We start from the raw sequence: 20,395 nt of genomic DNA on the forward strand, positions 1-20,395 counted from the left end.
CAATTGCGCCAGTTTGGCGGCGGTTTCCGCATCAATGAGGGAGGACGCCGGCAGCCGCAGCTGATGTAACGGCAACGCCAATACGTTGCTGAACCTGGCATATGGGTCGCCAAAAGCAGACAGCATCCTTCTCTCAATATCTTAACAACCGGAATTCCCCCTCACTAAATTTCTTAACAGGTGTTTATTACGCAAATAGGATACATATTCCACCTCTACATTTGAGGAAATCTTTTGTTAACCACAAACCTTATATATGACAGTTACATCCATTAATGCCCTCAAAAGCCTGAGTACCCCGCAGGCAAACACTATTTACCATGTTTTAGGTTATGAAACAGCTAACGACGGTGGCGGTGGAGAATTCTACTGGGACAGCAGCGATACCACGTCTCCTGAAAACGGAGGAACAATTTTCATTGCCACAACAGGGCGTTGGAAAAGACTATATGATGGAGAGCTGAATGTGAAATGGTTTGGCGCCAAGGGAAATAATTCAGGCGACGATTATCCGGCAATCAGTAAATGTATCGACTATGCCAAACAGGTATTTACCAATGGGGGTAAATTGTTATTCCCCCGTGGACGCTATCGTATTTCTTCAACCCTGAATATTACTAATGGAGTTTTCTGGCAGATTATCGGAGAAGGAGCTACCATTGCTCCGGCCAGTGCTATTACAGCTATCAATATACAGCTCAGCCGGTCTACTTACACTGGTTTAAATATCAGCTATGAGTCCCTGAATTTCGAGCAGATAAACGAAAACTGTGTTGCCATCTGGCTGCATAAAGGTGGCAGTACAGAAAAGGATCAGGTGAACAATACCACTTTTGAGTCTTTTACTATTATTGGTGCTCATACTGGTATCAAATCTACTCCCAATACCGGCCTGATTTGGCAATTGGATTTTAAGTCCATTTTCTTCGATATTTATGAAGGCGTTTCTCCAATAAAGGCAATTGGATTCGATATTGCCAGTGGTTTTAACCAGGGAGGCAGCACCACAATCAGGATCTCAAAATGTTGTGTCCAAAGTTTTATTGTAAACAGGTTGAATAGTGATGGAGAGCCGATTTATCCCAAAGGGGTTGGATACAGAGGATATAGGCTTTATTATTCTACAGATGTTTATATTGTCGATTCTTCCTATGATGGTTATTTGGGCACAACCATTCAGCTGAATCTAAATGGACAGGTCATGGATATTTTCTCGAAAAATATACATATCGATGGATTCCATTGTGAGGCACTGACCAATACTTTAAATGCCAATAATGGCGTGGCGCCGTTCCGAATCAATAGCACGGGATTCCTTGATATCAAGAATGTGGTAATATTGGATTCTTTTATGAACTGCGGAGGCCCCACAGCAGCAGGCGCATTGTTCCTTTTCTTTGGCGGTGGCGTTTTTAATTTTGGAACGTATAACGATAACCACATTAATTCTGCAGATAATACCCCCGTTTACATTATTACCCTCAGTAACCTGCTGGATGGTGATGATGTTACCAATAAAAGATCACAGATCAATTTATCCAATTCAATTCAACCATCCCAGGTGCACCTGTTAAACAGGAACTATAATAGTATCCATTTTGATACGATAGAGGTAAATGGATTGGTTACTTCTGTTACAGGAACAGCCCCGGTTACAATTTTAACAATACCCACTACACGAGCTTCTTTTATGATTGCTGTAAGGGGGTTTTCACAGATAGATGGAACATCCTATTTTATCGATTATTTGGTAATATCCCGCTCCCGAAACAATGTGGTAAAGATAAAATCATTGCTTAACGATAATAATAATTATGTAAGTGTGGTTAATGCTTATAGTGTTACACCTGATGGAAATATTCAACTTGCCAGAAATATTTCCACAGGCTTTTGGGTGACAGCTAAAGTAGTAAACATGATCTGATGAGAAGCCAGGCAAGGCTATAAGTCTTTGCATGGCTATCTATCTTCCCTCTCTAAATTAATAAGTGGTGTCTGTCTGTGCGCTAGGGTTTAGCTATATAAAAAGATGAAAAATTTGATGAAAAGAACCAGTAAAAAGGATAATAATTGCATAGCACCTTTGGGAGGTGGTTAATGCCTGATAAATCCATTCCATCGCTTGGTGATAAGGAGCCCCTGTGGCATTAAGGGGTTTCTTATTTCCATACCAGAGAAAGATAAAAATTTAAGCCCTTACCGTGCCGCATTCTTTATCATCTGCTCAATGGTTAACTCCAGTAAGTGTATCGGCATGGTTAAATTACACGCATGGGGTCCTTCAATAGCAACATCCCTGTCTGGCTCACCAAATTGATAATAATATTTATGTTTTAGAGCAGCGGACAAATGCCAGAAGCATTGATTATGGTATATTTTATCACGCCTGAACTCAAGCACAGATCCACCCTCTTTCATAAATAAGGCATTTGTTAATCCGGCGCCATGTATACTCGCAAGCATAGATGAATGATAGGTTTCTATTATTTGCTCCTTCAGGGACATATCCTCATAAGCAATTATCCCGAAACCATAACTTTTAAACAAAGCCGTTACTTCCTTTTCGTTGAGTACTTTCCGGTATGCAGCCCCTGCTCTGCTTATGTATTGGCGCTTATTTTGGCTGGCATCCAAATTTAAAGTTGTTTCCAGCCGTTTGCGTATTTCTGGAATCAAATCATCATGACAGCGCCCCGTTAATACACTATGTGTCACCAGGTCCAGTTGATCACATTGTATTCTTTCTCCCGGCGCAATCCATTCAATGTTTGCCGGGAATAATTGCAGCAGGTTTAAACTCTCTACCCCTACTCTTCTTACATACGGAGTATCGGGAAGTAATAAAGTATAACCAGAAAGACGTGATGAAACAGCCAGAAGTCTCGGAAGAAAATCGACAAACCAATGGTAGTGGGCAGTACTCCATTCATCAAAACAAAGCAGGTATCTTCCACTTTTGGGCAACCGTCTTTTCTTTTTTGTATAAGCAATTTTTAACCGCCGTATCAGTGGAATAGGCTTAAAAATATGTGGTAGTATCAGGGACTCAGTTACCACCTGCATCTTTGAGTTAAAAAGGCGCCCGTAATGATCAACTATAACATTCGTATAGCTCAAGAGACGAATATCCTTTGTATCATAAGTGAATTCTGCTTTGCAAAAGTCCAGTTCACCTGGTATATAATTGGTTGGAAATTCCCTGGTTATTTTCCTGGCCGGAATGATTAACATTATATGTACTGTTTTTTTCCATTAACAGCATTAGTGGCTTCCGCTTATTATAGCAATAATGCTGTCGTAGTTTTAATCATTGCAAAATTACTTTAAACCATGGAAAGATCTATTTCTTTTACGAAAAAACAGGCACTAATATTAGCCAGATAAGATTAATTCCTCATGTAAAGCGATGCTATTATGAAAGTGGCTGGATGTAGAATACCTGTCTGCGAAAATGATTGTCATAATAGAGTAGCTCCTTTGTTTAATAACAGACCGGGGAGCCATTAAAATTTACATCGTAACCGCTTTCTTTATTTTCTCCACTTCAGCATTATAATCTTTCATACGTAACGACAGGTAATAATGCCACAATATCATTGTAGCAACGGTGCGGTAAGGCTGCCATGAGGCCGATATCTTAAGCAATTGTTCCGGGGCAGTGTCTTTGGGAAGTTTTTTCACTTTCTTAAGTGCATTTACAGCTGCGAGGTCTCCAATCGGGAAAATGTCTGCCCGCTGAAGTACGAACATCAGGTAAACATCAGCGGTCCAATTGCCGATCCCTTTCAGCGCCACCAGGTTTTTACGCACTTCTTCGTCAGGTAGGCTTTCCATTGCTGCAGGACTGAATTCCTTGTTCTGAATGGCCTGGGCCAAGGAACGGGCATACGACATTTTCTGACGACTAAAATAACATGCCTTTAGTTCCTCATCTGTTAGTTTAAGTAGCCTGACCGGTGTTATTTTAGTGAGCTTTTCCCGTAATTTATTAAGTGCCGCCAAGGCGGAGGCCAGAGATACCTGTTGCTCCAGTATGATATGTACCAGGCTTTCGAATGTATTAGGCCTTGTCCACATTGGTGGGTAGCCATACGTTTTTACTATGAAGGCTAACTCCGGATCCTGCCGGCATAGCTCATCACAGATGGAGTGAAAGTTTTCCGTTGAGAAAGTATGCAACACTTGTATTGGGTTTCCGGAAAGATAGTATAAACTCCGAACCTCAGCAAGTAACTAGAATAATGTTGGGTTGACTTTATTTTCTAACTGAAGTAAAAGATTCTTGTTAGCCAGTCCTCCTGCAAACCCGGTTAATTTTCCCGAAGCTCCTATAACCCGGTGACAGGGAGCAATAATAGAAATAGGATTTTTGTTGGCTGCACCTCCCACAGCACGCACAGCTTTCGGCTCACCGATTTGTTTTGCGATCTGCCCGTAAGTTCTCGTTTCACCGAAAGGTATTGTTAGCAATGCCTGCCATATCTTTTTTTGAAATTCAGTTCCCGAAAAATCCAATTCAATGGAAAAGGAAGTACGTTTCTGCGCAAAATATTCATTGAGTTGTTCTTCTGCCTGGCAGAGTACAGGATGATGTATATCAGGTATACTATTGCTGACAGGTACACGGCCAGGAAGATCATTTTCCCACAACACCGCTGCCAAACCTTTATCACTCGCTATCAGTGTTAGCTGCCCAACTGGAGATGCCATTGTTTTATGATAATATGTCATTGTTTTATTTTTTAGTCAGATAGATACTGTTTCTGTTCAGTACACAAATTTACTGTTGGCATGTACATAAAAGAACCCGTTTCTTGCGCCTCACATTAAATTGCCATCTGGGGAACATATCCTGCCCTGAAAGCATTCACTATAGATGGTGGTGTTAGAACAGATAATTTGCCGCCTTCAGGTACATGTATTTCTGTTGCATAACCAAAAGGAGACCATAAATAAAGTAATCCTTTTCTAAGAAGATAAGGGGCTCCTTCTATATTCACAAAGGTGCCATCAGGCAATGTCTGCGGGTTTTCTTCATAAGTAACTTTTAAATGATGTTTATCTATTCGTTCTGTATGAAGAATATTATCTATTTCCCCGATTGGCGTTTTTTCGTTCAAACCTTTATCAGGATTACCTTGTAGCCACAGTAATTTAAACTGCTGAGCAGCTGCTTTACGGCATTCAAAACAGGGCCGGTGACCTGCAGCAAAAGAGGTGGCCTCATCCATAAAGAAAAGCTCTGTATACCTGTTGGGCGCCATTACTGTTCTCCTTCTGTTTTTAAATGCCAGTACGCAGGTGATCCAGGTTTTTATCTTATATGAACGGATAATTTCCTGGTTTTCATTGTGTAAAACTCCCCGGTTACCCATGAAAAGGCCCCTGGCGGACGTTCTAATGATATTGCCAAATGGATCAACTCTGTTTTGTAACATGGTGATATGTTTTGCTGATCAGGAGATTAAAATTACGTTTTCCAAAACGAATAAAATATATAATGATAATTAAGAGATAACCGGATTACTAACGTTAACGGTAATACGAAATATATCTTTATACTTCCTTCTACCGCTGTCAGAATTGCTATACGATTTATCACTATTATTTAATTACACATTGTTGGGAATAATATTGTTAAATTACTAATTAATTTAGTATTATTGCTAAATAAATTAGTTTTGATATTAAAACAGCTGTTGACTATGCCCGCAGAAAGAGCAGCTATCATTGCCGGCCTGCAAAGGGATATTCTCCTTTTACAAGGCTTTAAACAAGCCAATAGTACGAGTGTGGATATGGGGCTTGGGCGGATCACAGCAGCTTTTCCAAATGAAACATTTCCAACCGGTGTGATACATGAGTTTGTGAATACTGAAGCAGAACATGCTGCTGCTACCGCAGGATTTATAAGCGGATTGCTGAATACATTAATGAAAAGTGGCGGCGCCTGCATATGGATCAGTACCTGCCGTACACTTTTCCCTCCAGCATTGAAAGCTTTTGGTATTGCGCCTGAACGGATCATTTTTGTAGACCTGGAACGTGAAAAAGATATATTATGGGCAATGGAAGAAGCATTGAAATGTGAAGGATTGGCGGCTGTTATCGGAGAGGTAAAAGAAATCAGTTTTACCGCTTCAAGGCGCTTGCAGCTGGCCGTAGAGCAAAGCAGGGTTACAGGATTTATCCTTCTCAGGAAAGCTGCCACTTTGAGTAATACTACCGCCTGTGTTGCCCGCTGGCGTATTACCCCATTGGCAAGTGAACAGGAAGAAGGCCTGCCAGGTGTAGGATTTCCCCGTTGGAATGTGGAATTGCTGAAGATCCGTAATGGTAAGCCCGGCGAATGGCAGATAGAATGGTTTTCCGGCGGGTTCAGGTTTGCAGATGAACAATTGCCAATGGTGCAGCCAGTGTTGATCCGCAAAATCGGGTAGTATGTCGAGGCGCTTTATCTCTATATGGTTCCCCCACCTGATGACGGACTGGTTAATCCGTTGCCGGCCGGCTTTGAGGGATCAGCCTTTTGTGTTGGCCCTGCCCGATCATGGGCGCATGATTGTTACAGCAGCCAGTATGACTGCCCAGGCACAGGGGATTACCAAAGGAATGGCGGTGGCAGATGCCCGGGCACTCATAGGCAGCCTGCAGGTAATTGATGATAAGCCAGGACAATCAGGCCGTATCCTGAATGCTCTCGGGGAGTGGGCTATCCGTTTTACACCTGTAGCGGCAACAGATCTTCCCGATGGGCTTATACTGGATGTTACAGGCTGCGCACATCTCTGGGGTGGCGAACAGTTATACATGGAAGATATAGTGAGCAGGCTTACTCGCATCGGGTACCAGGTACGTGCCGGAATGGCCGATACCATAGGAGCCGCATGGGCTGTAGCCCGGTTTGGGTCAATACCTGCAATAGTACCTGCCGGAGAACAATCTTCAGTATTAATGGAAATGCCTCCCGCTGCATTGCGACTGGAGCCAGGCATCTGTGAACGATTGATAAAATTAGGGCTACGCCAGGCAGGAAGTTTTGCAGGAATGCCTCGTGCCGTACTGCGCCGCCGCTTTGGCCAGGAGCTACTGATGCGTCTTGATCAGTTTACAGGACTGGAAAATGAAGTGATTCAGCCCTTGCTGCCGGTTGAACCTTACCAGGAGCGACTGCCATGCCTGGAACCTATTGTTACCCGTACAGGTATTGAAATAGCGCTTGGCCGATTATTGGAAACCCTTTGCCGGCGACTTTGCCAGGAAGAAAAAGGGCTACGTCGCGCGCTGTTTAAATGCTATAAAATAGATGGTGGTGTTGAACAATTGGACATCGGTACAGGACATCCATCACATAATGTGAACCACCTGTTCAGGCTGTTTGAACTCAGTATAGCAGCGATTAAACCGGATCTTGGGATTGAACTGTTTATCCTCGAAGCTCCTGTAGTGGAAGATGTGCGCCCGTTACAGGAAACATTCTGGAATGCTGCAGGAGGACTGGAAGATGTAAACATTGCTGAACTGATCGACCGGTTAGAGAGTAAAACCGGTAAAGGAACAGTTCACCGCTACCTGCCTGCTGAACATCACTGGCCGGAATGGTCTGTTAAACCAGTGAACAGTCTTAGCGAAAAAACAACAGCTTTATGGAAAACAGGCCGCCCCCGCCCTATTCAGCTGCTTCCTGAGCCCGAACCTATAGAAGTAGCGGCGCCCATACCTGACTATCCGCCTATGCATTTCCGTTATAAAAACAAAGTGCATACAGTGAAGAAAGCAGACGGGCCTGAGCGGATTGAAAGCGAATGGTGGTTACGGGAAGGGCAGCACCGGGATTATTATGTAGTGGAAGATGAAGCGGGCAACCGTTACTGGCTCTTCAGACTGGGGCATTATACCGGGCATAAATCTTATACCTGGTTTATACATGGTTTTTTTGCGTGAGAAAATGAGGAGATATGAGTTATACGGAATTGCAGATTACCACTAACTTCAGCTTTTTAAGAGGTGCTTCACATCCGGAAGAATTGGTGGAACAGGCTGCAATACTGGGTTACAAGGAAATAGCCATCACCGACCGAAATAGTCTGGCGGGTATTGTCCGTGCCCACGCTGCAGCAAAGATGAGGGGTATACGTATTATACCTGCATGCAGGTTGGATCTGCTGGATGGACCATCATTACTGGCCTATCCTACAGATGCGCAGGCGTATGGGCGCCTTTCCACGTTACTTACCAAAGGCAACCTGAGAGCAGAAAAAGGTTTGTGCTATTTGTATAAAGCAGATGTATTTGAGCATGCTGCCGGAATGAAATTTATTGCTCTACCCCCCACTACGCTGGATGAACGGTTTGAATTCGATATTTCTTTTATCGGGGCCATGAAAGAATATAAGGAGGCGTTGGGAACAGATCTGTATATCTCAGCAACCCGCTCTTACCAGGGAGATGATTTTAAAAAATTATATCGCCTGTCACAGTTATGCTCAAAGTATAACATTCCTTTAGTGGCTACAGGCGATGTGCATTATCATATCCCTGAGCGCCGGCAGCTGCAGGATATTGTAACATGCATAAGAGAAAAATGCACCATTTATACAGCAGGTTACCGGTTGCATGAAAACGCTGAAAGATATTTAAAGCCTCAGCAGGAAATGATACGGCTCTTCCGGCAATATCCTGATGCCATTTTACGTACAACAGAGATAGCAGAGAGTTGCCGGTTTTCACTTGATTCACTTAAATATATTTACCCCGAAGAAATCACCAGCGATGGCCGTACCCCGCAGGAGGAACTTACTCATTTGGCATGGCAGGGAGCCAGGGAATACTTCGGGGATGATATCCCCGAAAAAATCAGCAAGGCTATTATTCATGAACTTTCGTTCATAGAAGAGATGAATTACGCCTCTTATTTCTTAACCGTATATGATATTGTACGATTTGCCCGGCAGCAGAGAATCCTTTGCCAGGGCCGGGGCTCAGCAGCAAATTCCACCGTATGTTATTGCCTGGGTATTACGGCAGTAAACCCTACAAAAATTGATTTGCTCTTTGAACGTTTTATTTCCTCAGCCCGGAATGAACCACCCGATATTGATGTGGATTTTGAACATGAGCGGCGTGAGGAAGTGATTCAATATATCTACGAAAAGTATGGCCGCGACCGTGCTGCTATTGTGGCTACCGTTACCCAGCAACGGCAGAAAGGCGCTATCCGTGATGTAGGTAAAGCAATGGGATTATCTGTAGACACCATTAGCCGTCTTTCCGGTTCAGTATGGGAGTTTACAGATGAGCCGGACGCGGAAGCTTTGTCTGAACAGGGATTTGACCCACGTGATCCGCACCTTCAGAAAATGCTGGAGCTCACACGGCAGTTTATCGGGTTTCCCCGTCAGCTGGGTCAGCATACCGGTGGATTTGTTATTACAAAGGGAGCGCTCTCCAACCTGTGCCCTATTCTGAATGCGCGAATGGAAAACAGGACCTGTATTGAATGGAATAAAGATGATATTGATGTACTTGGATTTCTTAAGATAGATGTGCTGGCATTGGGAATGCTTACCTGTATCCGCAAAGCTTTTGATTTGGCAGAAAAACATCATGATCATCCCCTTACCTTGGCAACTGTCCCGGAAGATGATGAGAAGGTATATGAAATGATAGGCCATGCAGACACCATTGGTGTATTCCAGATCGAAAGCCGTGCGCAGCAATCCATGCTGCCACGGTTAAAGCCTAAAAAGTTTTACGACCTGGTCATTGAAGTAGCTATTGTACGCCCCGGGCCTATCCAGGGAGATATGGTGCATCCTTATCTCCGACGCCGTAATGAGGAAGAGAAACCGGATTATCCTTCTCCGGAGCTGGAGGAAATTTTAAAAAGAACATTGGGCGTCCCATTGTTCCAGGAACAGGCTATGCAGATAGCCATCGTTGCTGCCGGGTTCTCTCCTGCTGAAGCCGATGAGCTCCGCAGAAGTATGGCCACCTTCAAAGCGCCTGGCCAGGTAAGCCGGCTTCGTGATAAATTGGTAAACGGTATGGTGGCCAAAGGATATGAGGCGGAATTCGCCCAGCGTGTTTTTAAACAGCTGGAAGGTTTTGGCAGCTATGGTTTTCCTGAAAGTCATGCTGCCAGTTTTGCCTTGCTGGTATACGTTTCCAGCTGGCTCAAATGTCACTACCCCGATGTTTTTGCCTGCGCGTTGCTTAACAGTTTACCAATGGGTTTTTACCAACCTGCACAAATTGTTACTGATGCAAGGAAACATGGAGTAGATGTAAAACCGGTAGATATAAATCTTTCCCTCTGGGATAATACACTGGAAGAAAAAACTGGCGATTATTGCCCCCTGCGCCTTGGCTTTCGCCACATAAAAGGAATCAGACAGGAAGATGTAGAGCAACTTATAGCCTGCCGCAATACCGGCTACACCACCATCCATGCATTGAGAGAAGCAGGGGTTAGCCTCATCACCCTGGAAAAACTGGCGGATGCAGACGCTTTCCGGTCTATGGGGCTTGATCGCCGTAAAGCCCTCTGGGAGGTTTCAGCACTTCATGACCGTCCTATTGGTATTTTCACTGGCCAACCATCTGAAAGCGCTGTAGAAGCCCCGGTACAGCTACCTGAAATGTCTGTTTCAGAACATGTAGTGCAGGATTACAGTACTACTTCCTTATCTTTAAAAGCGCACCCCGTAAGCTTTATAAGAGAAAAATTACAATTGTTGCATATCCTCTCTGCAAAAGAGCTGGAAGGCGTAGGGAATGGCATGGCTGTAAAGATAGCTGGCCTTGTGCTGGTTCGCCAAAGACCCGGTACTGCAAAAGGTGTTTGCTTTATTACTATCGAGGATGAAACAGGCTGCAGTAACCTGGTGGTGTTTCAACAGCAGTTCACCAGGTATCGCAAGGAAATCCTGCAGGCCAGGCTCCTGATGGTGGAAGGCACGCTGCAACGGGAAGGAGAAGTGGTTCATGTTATTGTAACGTGCTGCTACGATCTGTCTAAATTCCTGCGCCAGCTATTGCCTTCCAAAGCAACTGGCATGGCAATGCAACCACCTTCAAAAACAGATGAAATAGCAGCAACGCTCTTTTCTGAAGCAAGAAATTTCAAGTAAAATTTGTATGGCCTATTACGCTCCCTCCACACTCAACGCATGCCGGAATATCCCGAGCGGATCCCATTTCCCCTTTACGCGTTGCAGCCGTTTGTAATTATCCTGGTAATAGAATACATGCCACGGCATCCCTGATTTATTGAATTGCCCATCGGCCAGATCCGCGTCAGGATGGGCAATCAGGCATCCGCCTGCCTGTCCGCCCGGTACAGGCAATCCACTTGTTTCGGCAAACAGTTCCTGGTATACCCCCCGTGCCCATGCCAACGATTTTGCTTCATCAGCCGGATCCATCCACCCTGCATTACAGGCGGTAGCCATAATGGAATCCCGTTGAGGAAATGCTGTAGCATCTGTTGTTACCGCATTCATTTTGCCACCGAAAGTAGCCAGGCCTACAGCGCCTCCGGGTACATCATTATGTGTTGTCAGATAACGGTATATAATTCCCGTTTGTGCCGGTGTATAAGGCGTCCGCAACAATGCATCCTTAACCTTAAAGGCCGCCCGCTGTTCTACAAAAATATCCGGAAACGGCTGTAATGCAAATTCCAGCCAGCGCATGGGTTTTCGTATGGCCCTGCCAGTTATACCAAGATTAGCGGAGATCGTAGCCGCAAATTCTTCTGTTATTTCTTCCGGGCAATCAGATAGTACGGCTTTCAGCATAATTTTACCGGTTACTTTGTTAAGCAGGTATAGTGTCGCAAACAGGTTGCCCGCTTCTGTGTCTGCACCGCTATGCGTTTTACTCCATTCCCCGAAATTGTCGAGCAGTTGTTTGAATACCCGTTCATCTATCTGCTTCCAGTCCCACTCCATTTCCATTGTTTCCAGTACTTCCGGCGATTTAGGCAATAACAGCGAAGGATCGCGCTCCTGCACACCGGCAGCGCGAAACCAGTACCGGGTCACAATTCCGAAGTTGCCGGTACCTCCACCAGTATGCGCCCACCAAAGCTCGCGGTTCGGATCATCCTCTTCTCTTGTGGCAATTACTTTCTCTACCTGTCGCTCATTGTTCACCCAAAGTATTTCCACTGCATACAAATAATCTGCTGCCAGCCCATGCTGGCGGTGGAGAAACCCAAAAGCACCTCCGGATATATGTCCGCCTATACCAATAGCCGGATGCTGCCCGGCAGGCAACAGGGTTCCCCACTGGCGGTCCAGTGTTTCGAGTACTTCTCCTACTGTTGAGCCTGCGGTTACTTCAATCGCGTTCATTTCTTCATCATAGCGTATGCCTTTTATCGGGGAAATATCAATCACTATCTCAACAGCCGGATCCACTACAAAATTTTCAAGGCAGTGGCCGCCACCCCGAACCACTACACGCTTATCATTGTCCACTGCATATTGCAGGGCTTCTTTCAGTTCTTCTGTAGTACTTACAGGAATAATTCCGGAAGGATGGCCCTTCCATCTCAGGTTAGCACCACGGTTGTTCCACTCTTCATATCGGGCATCTGCAGGAGTAATGATATCAATGTTCATAATGAAGGTTTAAGATGATCGTGAAGACAGGGATCAGGACATCTCAAATATAACAGTTAAAAAATTCCGGTAAAAAGAAACACTGATTTTTCTTCCAGGGGAGAGGTAGCTATTATAGGAGATGGTGATCATTGTACGCCATTGCAACGGCATCTTCCAAAGCCACATACATGGCCCGACGACTGCTGTGGGGAATGGTATAACCAGGCACTTTGGGTCAGCGCGCCGCTGGTATCGCCCAATTCTTCTGCCGGTTTCATTTCAAATGAAAAAAAGACCCCCTGGAAAATCCAGGAGGCCGTTCCTATTATTACAAATCCACGTTAATTAGCTGATTACCGTTATCAAAGGTTGCCTGTTGAACTGTGCAACTTTCTGCGGGAATCGAGGATCCTTGCGGATCAAAACGTGATATAGGTGAAAGGAAAGAATAACCGGTTGATGCTAATGGTACCATACTACCGTTGACGGATACACGTTTTTGGCCATCAAATCCGTGGAGTAATAATTTAATGTGATGAAACCGGGAAACATAACTGCCATCAGCTTTCTCCAGGATGATTTTTTTATCGGCAGGATGATAGCTGATCTTCCGCTGATAATACACTCCTTTCTCATTATCAAAACTTTCCCCGTCATCTTCATAATAAACAAAGGAATTTTGCTGATCTCCTTTGTAGATGTGCAGAAAAAGTGTATCTGCTGGCTTTTCAGAAGTATTCTGTATTAATGATTGCATAGGAATAATGCTGCTTTCTTTTACATATACCGGCAGCGTTTTTATGTCCAGGGCCGTAATCACCGTTTGTTTACCTGTGGTAGTGCTGTCATTATAAAGGTTGTACCATTTCCCTTCGGGGAAATAAATCGAACCAAATTCCTTTGTACTCTCAAAAGGCGCTATCATAAAGGCATTTCCGTAGCCATATTGGTTCTGGAAACGCGTGTCATAAACGTTGTTGTCGAAAGTATGGGTGAGCGCCAGGGTGCGCATAACGGGCATACCTGTACGGGTAGCTTCATACATGGAACTGTATAGATAAGGCAGCAAACGGTAACGCAGGTTAATGTAATTGCGGGAAATTTCCAGTACTTCTTCCCCGTAGGCCCATGGTTCCGACGATTTGGTATTTACACCTGTATGATTACGGTAATACGGAATGAATGCTCCTATCTGCATCCAGCGGGCATACAGGCTCACGGTGGGGTTCCCGGTAAAGCCGCCAATGTCCATACCGGAGAAAGGCATACCGCTGATACCCAGGCTGTTCAATAAACGGACACCCAGCAGCATATGGTCTTCTTCGGCCCTGTTATCGCCGGTCCAGATGGCGCTGTAACGTTGAGAGCCTGCATAAGCCGCCCTGGTTAACAGGAACGGGCGTTTCTTTAATTCTTCCCTGGCGCCTTCATAACTGGCGCGCACCATTTCCAGGCCGTATACATTGTGTGCCTGCTGGTGTGTTACGGGGTGTCCTTCATAATCAAAGATCACATTATTGGGCATTTTCTGCCCCCAGGTTGCTATTTCATTCATATCATTCCATATACCACGTACCCCATCCTGCAGGTATGATTTTATTTGTCCTTTCCACCAGCTGCGGCCTTTTACACTGGTAAAGTCAGGGAAGTGGCACCAGCCGGGCCATACCTGGCCGGTATAGTTTTTTCCGTCATTGTATTTTATGAAGATGTTTTCTTTCTTCCCGCTTTCGTAAGCTGCATACCCTTCTTCTACTTTTATTCCGGGGTCTACGATCACCGTCATTTTAAAGCCCATGTCACCGAGCTGCTTTGTTAGCTGTTGCGGATTAGGGAAGCGGTCTTTGTTCCAGGTGAACAGTTTGTAGGCATCCATGTAGTGGATATCGAGTGTAATGCCATCTGATGGGATCTTTTTCTCCCGCAGGGTTTGTGCTATCCGCAATACTTCAGTGTCGGGATAATAGCTGTACCGGTTCTGCTGGTAGCCAAGGCTCCATAATGGAGGCATAGGCATGCGGCCGGTGAGTGAAGTATAGGAAGTAATGATATCCGCCATTTGCGGATGATAAATGAAATAATAATTCATTTCTCCTCCCCTGGCGCCGAAAGAAGAAAAGCGGTTGTTGCTGGCGCCGAAGTTAAAGTCGCTCTGGAAGGTATTATCGAAGAAAATACCGTAATTAAGATGGTGATGTATACCCACATAAAAAGGGATGGTGGCATAAATCGGGTCCTGGTTGGTGGCATAGCCAAATTTATCCGAGTTCCAGTTCGTATAGGCTTCACCTTTACGATCGAGGTTACCGGTTTTTTCACCAAGACCAATAAACCGTTCTCCATCCTGCATCTTTTTGTAGGTGGTTACTTCATCGCCGATCCATGAGGTGGTTAATCCTTCTTCATCTTCATTAATTACTTCTCCCGAAGGGGTAAGAAAATGAAGGGCAAAAGGATTTTTGGAGATGCGTAGTTGCAGGGAATCGGTGATTATATTGATTTCGTTGTTGTTTTGTGTAGATTGTAGGCGGGTGGTAGCAGGTTTTGCTGTCACCGCGTAAGAAAAATCTGCGGTAAGCGGGTGCTGATCCATTCTTACACGAATTACAGAGGGGCTATATACAGTGATTTCCGCGAAGGCATTTTCTGCACTGATTTTTACTTGTTGCCCTGAGATGCTGACCGTGTTTACTTTACCGATCTTTTTTACCTGGTTTTGTGCCTGGGCAGTCAGGCAGGAAAGCATTAACAGCCATCCTGAGCGCCTTAGCAGAGCTTTTGTATACATAAGAAAGATTGATTGGCTACGCAAAGAACTCCCCTGTCGCATTAGCAGTGTAATGCGGAGCAGATACAGATATCAACAGGGAGAGGGTTTTGCTGCGGGGCAGGACTGGTTAAACCCTGCCCGCAACAAAAGAATAATTATCAGTAACCCGGGTTTTGTACCAGGTTTGGATTTACAGCAAGATCGCTGGTGGGAATCGGGAACAGCAGGTATTTCGGATCGCTGGCGCTTTTCAGCTGCCATGCATCCAGGTATTTACCAAAGCGGATCAGGTCTTGTCTTCTCCAGCCTTCCCAATACAACTCACGACCTCTTTCTGCCAGCATTTTGGTGAGATCCATTGTTAACAGTGGAGTAGCGCCGCGTTTAACACGAAGATCATTTACTATCAGAAGTGCTGCGGGAGCATTACCGGTTCTGATAAGGGCCTCCGCTTTCATGAGCAATGCATCCGCGTAGCGGAAAAATACAAAGTCGTTGGTTGCTTCACTTCCGCTGGAACCCATATCAGGCGGATATTTTACCACCCTGATACCAGACATTTCCACCTGGTCGCCGGTAGCCCTGAGCTCTACTTCACGGGTAAAAATGAGTGGGCGCTTGCTCCTGTCGAGGATCTTTTCTCCGTTCTGGTTGTATTGCTGACCAATCAGGAAGCCTACTTTTAAACCAGAAACATTGGTTACACCCGGATAGTCGCCACCTCTGCGGGTATCTGTTGCTTCAAATGAATCATAGAAATCAGACAAAGTGGTAAACCCGTTCCATCCGCTTGGGTTCTGGCTGTAGTGCAGGGTACACATCCAGCGGCAGTATACGTTATTGCCGTTACGGATATTGCTGATACCCGGGCCATTCTGTTGGGTAAAGATATTTTCTTTGGATTTCGCATCGTTGTCCTTTGCGAAATTGTCAAAGTAGTTAGTTGTAATAGTATAGCCGCTGGCGGTCAGTTCATCTGCCAGTGTGATCACCTTTTGCATATCTGCTGCATCAAAGGTGGGTGCTTTCCTGTTCAGGAAGGCGCCTTTGTTCAGGTATATTTTCATCAGCAGGAAGCGTGCTGCATCCTTACTTGCCACAAAAGCGTCTTTGGCAGTAACCCTGTCTGGCAGATTGGGCAGGATGGCATTCAGTTCTGATATAATGAAATCCAGTCCGTCTGCTGCCTTAAATACTTTAGGTGGTTTCAGCAGGTTCTCGCCTGGTTCACGGTAAGGCACCTGGCCGTAAAGGTCAATCACCGCATACATGGAGAAGGCGCGCAAGAAACGTGCTTCTGCTTCCTGCCTGGGCGTAGGATGGAAATTCAATACGTTGGTGGCACTGAACTGTTCCAGCAGCAGTGCACTGAAAGTGTTTTGGATATGTGAGTGGTCCGGGGTCCATTGATGTTGGTGCAGGGCGCGCCAAACGCCGTTGTCGTCCCAGTCGCCGCCGCGGGTGGGGCCTACGGCTTCATCTGTACTTATTTCACACATGCCCCACGTTTGGGAGAAGTCCTGGTAGGCATTCTGCAGGTTATCATAAGCGGTTCCCAGCAATTGGGATGCTTTGATAAGTGAGTCGGCCTGTTCCTGGTTCAGGTTACTCCCAAGGTCTTCATTCAGGCTGCAGGCCGTAAAACCAACGGTGCAGGCTACTACTATTGCTGTTTTAATGATATGTCGAGTCGTCATTGTGATCTTTTTTAAGAAGTAGATTATAAGGTAAACTGTACACCGAGCATAAAGGTCCTGGCAGTTGGATACGGAGAGTATTCAATACCGAAGGAGCTTACGCCATTAATGTTTTTATCTGTATTTACTTCCGGATCAAATCCTGTATATTTTGTAATAACGAAGAGGTTCTGGCCGGTCACTGATACGGTGGCAGCTCTGAACACTTTTCCTACCGGGCCCAGGTTGTAGGCGATGGTGAGGTTATCCAGTTTAAGGAAGTTACCGTTTTCAAGATAACGGGAAGAAGCAGCAGGCGAATTCGTTTGGGCTTCTCCGTTACCTACCAGGGCTTTGGCAATATTCCTGGAGCCCAGGTTACCAATGGGTAATACAGTGTTGGCGGTGTTGTTATATACCTGGAAGCCGAAGGCGCCATGTGAGCTGGCTGCAAGGCTCCATTTTTTATAGGCTACTGATGTGTTGACACCCAGTAATACTTTCGGATTAGGGTTGGTCATATAATAAAGGGTGTTTCCATTATCTGAATACACACTCATCCCTTTATCATCAAAACCTTCAAATCTGCGGAGATAGAAAGTGTTCAGCGGGTAGCCGTTGGCCAGGCGCTGTGAAGTTACACCGGATACGCCTTGTCCGTCGATAGAACCTGTATTAACAGTAGGGCCGGAATAACCCGACATTTCATTTTTCAGCCAGGTAGCGTTTACGCCCAGGTTCCACAACCAGTTTTTCGATTGGATGATATCGCCTCTTACAGACAGTTCCACGCCGGTATTCATTACCTTACCCGGTAAGTTGATCCAGTAGCTGGAGGCCGGGGCCGGTTGGATGGCAGGGAAGCTGAACAACAGGTTGGTGGTGTTTTTCAGGAAGTAATCCACAGTACCGCTTAACCGGCCTTTGAGGAATCCGAAGTCCAATCCGACGTTCAGTTGTTTGGATTCTTCCCATTTCAGGTCGGGGTTAGGTACGTTGATCAGGCTGGCTTTACCACCGGAAGCAAGGAAATACTGGGCTTGTGCGGCGCCGGCAGGAAATTCCTGGTTACCGGTAATACCATAACCAGCTCTCAATGCGAGGTTACTGAAAAGATTGCCGCCTTTCATGAACTCTTCACTGGAAACATTCCATTTGGCGGCAAAGGAAGGGAAGTATCCATAACGGTTGTTTGCACCAAATTTACTGGAGCCATCTGCTCTCATAGTGGCCGTAAGGAGATATTTGTCTTTTGCGTTTACTGTTACCCTGCCGAAGAACGACTGCAGCTCAGAACTTGGGTTACGGAAAGAGTTGATATTGGTATTTACCTGTGTAGGAGTCTGGAAGATGTCTGTATAATCTACGGCATTAGTGGGAAAACCTTTGGCGCCGATGCCCACGCCGGAGTATGCGAACTTCTGGTATTCATAACCCACCATGGCATTCAGGTTCCAGCCACCGGAAAATTCCTTGGTATAATTTAATGTGTTGTTGAATAACTGCGTAGTCAGCTCAGCGGTGTTGTAGGCAGCTATACCTACGCCTAATACCTGGTCGATGTTAATAGAGGAATCCAGGGATGCCCTTCTTTGTCCTACCTGGTGATTTACGCTGTACATCATGCGGTATTCCCAGTTGTCGTTGAATTTGAAATAAGGAGAGATGCTGGCAAGTATATAGCTGATGTTAGCTTTATCGTTGTATCCTTCCGACATGTTCATTGGATTGATCGCCTGGTTTTTAGCGAGGATGTTCAATGAGCCGTCGGGTTTGGTTAATGGAACTGTTGGGTTCCATTGCAGGGCCTGACCGATCAGGCTTCCGGTGAAACCGGCGTTATTGGAAATGGGAGCCAGTTGTTCACTGGTTTGCGCCGCCATAATGCCGTAATCGATACCCAGTTGTTTGCTTTCCAGGAATTTATTCTGTCCACTGAGGGAAGCGGTATATTTCTTCATGCCAGTTTTCTTCACAATACCCTGTTGGTCCTGCATACCGAAGGAGGCCCTGTAGCGGCTGGTTTCATTACCACCGCTCATAGCCACCTGTACGTTCTGGGTAACGCCGGTTCTGAGAATGGAGCCAAGTCCATCGGAGTTACCGCCGCCATCGCCGGTGAGGTTGTATTCCTTCAAGGCAGCACGGTATTCATCTCCATTCAATACATCAAGTTTCCTCATTATGTTGCTCATGCCTACGGAGTAGTTAACATCTACCACGGTAGGACCGGCTGTTCCTTTTTTGGTATTGATAATGATTACGCCGTTTGAGCCGCGGGAACCATAAATGGCGGTGGCGGAAGCGTCTTTCAATACTTCCATGGTAGCAATATCGTTACTGTTGATAAAGTTAAGCGGGTTAGCGTCCGGTGTTTGTCCTAATCCTGTGAGGTTCAGGGAAGGGCGTGCCACGCGGCCATCCAGCGGAACTCCATCCACCACATACAGTGGCTGGTTGCCGGTGCGAACAGAAGATACGCCCCTGATCCTTACTGTAGCCGAGGCGCCGGGAGCGCCGTTGTTATTTAATATCATTAAGCCTGATACCTTACCCTGGATCAGCTGATCGGGGGCGGAGGTGATACCCTTATTGAAATCGGCGGCTTTCACCTGGGCAATAGCGCCGGTAATGTCCTTTTTACGGGAAGTACCATAACCTACTACCACTACATCCGTAAGGGTTGTATTTTCCTGAGCCAGTTGTACGTTTACACTTGTTTTGCCGGTAATGCTCACTTCCTGGGCGGTATACCCGATGAAACTGACGATCAGCGCGGTAGCTTCCGGAGGCACGGATACTTTAAAAGCGCCCTCAGCATCAGCAGAGGTACCGCTTTTAGTGCCTTTTATCTGAATAGTGGCGCCCGGGATAGCCACCCCGTTCTTGTCTGTGATCTTACCGGTAATGGTCTTATTCTGCGCGGCGGCAATACCTTGTATTGCCAAAAGCAATGTGCACAAAAAAAGATGCTTGATGGATCTTGTTTTAAACATAAAGTGGATTTTTTGGGCAGTCGTGTATACTGCTTCCGTGGATTAAATGTTTTTCATTAAATTTTTTGTGAACGGAAAATAAGGTGTTGCTTGCCGGGTATGCCCGGCAGTTTTGTCAACGTGGATAATCTTTGTTTTTTGAACCGACCCTGGTCGTTCTGTCTTCTTTTAGTGGTTTTTAGTTCTCCAGTTAGAATTTAGAGTTTTGGTATTATCATTCTACTGATCCAAAGTAAAAAATGAATCAGCAGGGCAACAAGTTTTACAGTCAAAATATAGAAAATAAAGGCGAATAATCCAAAATTATCTGCTAAATAATATTGATTATCAGCCGGTTATGTT

Annotated in this window: 12 protein-coding genes; 4 read left to right on the plus strand and 8 right to left on the minus strand. The window is 45.5% G+C overall.

Annotated elements, in window-relative coordinates:
- Positions 1 to 256: 256 nt before the first annotated feature.
- Positions 257 to 1,924 carry a putative phage tail protein gene (locus ABIE50_RS03650; protein ID WP_209855757.1) on the plus strand — a complete coding sequence of 556 codons (1,668 nt, stop codon included), beginning with the start codon at positions 257 to 259 and terminating at the stop codon, positions 1,922 to 1,924.
- Between the two features lie 272 nt (positions 1,925 to 2,196).
- On the opposite strand, the gene ABIE50_RS03655 is transcribed toward ABIE50_RS03650, so the two are convergent.
- From ABIE50_RS03655 to ABIE50_RS03670, 4 genes are all read right to left on the minus strand, one after another.
- Complete coding sequence (locus tag ABIE50_RS03655) at positions 2,197 to 3,231, minus strand: glycosyltransferase family 61 protein (protein WP_209855753.1); 1,035 nt, start codon at positions 3,229 to 3,231, stop codon at positions 2,197 to 2,199.
- Between the two features lie 279 nt (positions 3,232 to 3,510).
- Positions 3,511 to 4,182: a DNA-3-methyladenine glycosylase family protein gene (locus ABIE50_RS03660; RefSeq protein ID WP_209855750.1), complete on the minus strand. Its 672-nt coding sequence runs from the start codon at positions 4,180 to 4,182 to the stop codon at positions 3,511 to 3,513.
- Between the two features lie 51 nt (positions 4,183 to 4,233).
- Positions 4,234 to 4,731: a methylated-DNA--[protein]-cysteine S-methyltransferase gene (locus tag ABIE50_RS03665; protein ID WP_209855748.1), complete on the minus strand. Its 498-nt coding sequence runs from the start codon at positions 4,729 to 4,731 to the stop codon at positions 4,234 to 4,236.
- 95 nt (positions 4,732 to 4,826) lie between these two features.
- Positions 4,827 to 5,438: a hypothetical protein gene (locus ABIE50_RS03670; RefSeq protein ID WP_209855745.1), complete on the minus strand. Its 612-nt coding sequence runs from the start codon at positions 5,436 to 5,438 to the stop codon at positions 4,827 to 4,829.
- A gap of 267 nt (positions 5,439 to 5,705) precedes the next feature.
- Between ABIE50_RS03670 and ABIE50_RS03675 the strand changes: the two genes are divergently transcribed.
- From ABIE50_RS03675 to ABIE50_RS03685, 3 genes are read left to right on the plus strand one after another with little or no spacing between them, the layout of a single operon-like run.
- The gene (locus tag ABIE50_RS03675) at positions 5,706 to 6,440 is read left to right on the plus strand and encodes an ImuA family protein (protein ID WP_209855742.1); all 735 of its coding nucleotides are present in this window, start codon (positions 5,706 to 5,708) and stop codon (positions 6,438 to 6,440) included.
- 1 nt (position 6,441) lies between these two features.
- Complete coding sequence (locus ABIE50_RS03680) at positions 6,442 to 7,944, plus strand: Y-family DNA polymerase (RefSeq protein WP_209855739.1); 1,503 nt, start codon at positions 6,442 to 6,444, stop codon at positions 7,942 to 7,944.
- A gap of 14 nt (positions 7,945 to 7,958) precedes the next feature.
- Positions 7,959 to 11,132 carry an error-prone DNA polymerase gene (locus ABIE50_RS03685; protein WP_209855735.1) on the plus strand — a complete coding sequence of 1,058 codons (3,174 nt, stop codon included), beginning with the start codon at positions 7,959 to 7,961 and terminating at the stop codon, positions 11,130 to 11,132.
- 15 nt (positions 11,133 to 11,147) lie between these two features.
- Here the strand turns inward: ABIE50_RS03685 and ABIE50_RS03690 are convergent, their stop codons facing one another.
- From ABIE50_RS03690 to ABIE50_RS03705, 4 genes are all read right to left on the minus strand, one after another.
- Positions 11,148 to 12,629: an FAD-binding oxidoreductase gene (locus ABIE50_RS03690; RefSeq protein WP_209855732.1), complete on the minus strand. Its 1,482-nt coding sequence runs from the start codon at positions 12,627 to 12,629 to the stop codon at positions 11,148 to 11,150.
- A 310-nt stretch (positions 12,630 to 12,939) separates the two neighbouring features.
- Positions 12,940 to 15,399: a glycoside hydrolase family 31 protein gene (locus ABIE50_RS03695; protein WP_209855728.1), complete on the minus strand. Its 2,460-nt coding sequence runs from the start codon at positions 15,397 to 15,399 to the stop codon at positions 12,940 to 12,942.
- 140 nt (positions 15,400 to 15,539) lie between these two features.
- Positions 15,540 to 17,078 carry a RagB/SusD family nutrient uptake outer membrane protein gene (locus ABIE50_RS03700; protein WP_209855726.1) on the minus strand — a complete coding sequence of 513 codons (1,539 nt, stop codon included), beginning with the start codon at positions 17,076 to 17,078 and terminating at the stop codon, positions 15,540 to 15,542.
- A 23-nt stretch (positions 17,079 to 17,101) separates the two neighbouring features.
- On the minus strand, positions 17,102 to 20,053 hold the full coding sequence (locus ABIE50_RS03705; RefSeq protein ID WP_209855713.1) for a SusC/RagA family TonB-linked outer membrane protein: 2,952 nt from the start codon (positions 20,051 to 20,053) through the stop codon (positions 17,102 to 17,104).
- Positions 20,054 to 20,395: the final 342 nt, after the last annotated feature.

The sequence above is a fragment of the Chitinophaga sp. OAE865 genome (genome assembly GCF_040546735.1).
In the GTDB taxonomy this organism is placed as follows: domain Bacteria; phylum Bacteroidota; class Bacteroidia; order Chitinophagales; family Chitinophagaceae; genus Chitinophaga; species Chitinophaga polysaccharea_A.

Bases quoted from the DNA above. Each gene is read 5' to 3' on its own strand.
- ABIE50_RS03685 (WP_209855735.1), top strand. From the start codon at position 7,959: ATGAGTTATACGGAATTGCAGATTACCACTAACTTCAGCTTTTTAAGA.
- ABIE50_RS03690 (WP_209855732.1), bottom strand. From the start codon at position 12,629: ATGAACATTGATATCATTACTCCTGCAGATGCCCGATATGAAGAGTGG.
- ABIE50_RS03670 (WP_209855745.1), bottom strand. From the start codon at position 5,438: ATGTTACAAAACAGAGTTGATCCATTTGGCAATATCATTAGAACGTCC.
- ABIE50_RS03705 (WP_209855713.1), bottom strand. From the start codon at position 20,053: ATGTTTAAAACAAGATCCATCAAGCATCTTTTTTTGTGCACATTGCTT.
- ABIE50_RS03650 (WP_209855757.1), top strand. From the start codon at position 257: ATGACAGTTACATCCATTAATGCCCTCAAAAGCCTGAGTACCCCGCAG.
- ABIE50_RS03700 (WP_209855726.1), bottom strand. From the start codon at position 17,078: ATGACGACTCGACATATCATTAAAACAGCAATAGTAGTAGCCTGCACC.
- ABIE50_RS03675 (WP_209855742.1), top strand. From the start codon at position 5,706: ATGCCCGCAGAAAGAGCAGCTATCATTGCCGGCCTGCAAAGGGATATT.
- ABIE50_RS03665 (WP_209855748.1), bottom strand. From the start codon at position 4,731: ATGACATATTATCATAAAACAATGGCATCTCCAGTTGGGCAGCTAACA.
- ABIE50_RS03680 (WP_209855739.1), top strand. From the start codon at position 6,442: ATGTCGAGGCGCTTTATCTCTATATGGTTCCCCCACCTGATGACGGAC.
- ABIE50_RS03695 (WP_209855728.1), bottom strand. From the start codon at position 15,399: ATGTATACAAAAGCTCTGCTAAGGCGCTCAGGATGGCTGTTAATGCTT.
- ABIE50_RS03655 (WP_209855753.1), bottom strand. From the start codon at position 3,231: ATGTTAATCATTCCGGCCAGGAAAATAACCAGGGAATTTCCAACCAAT.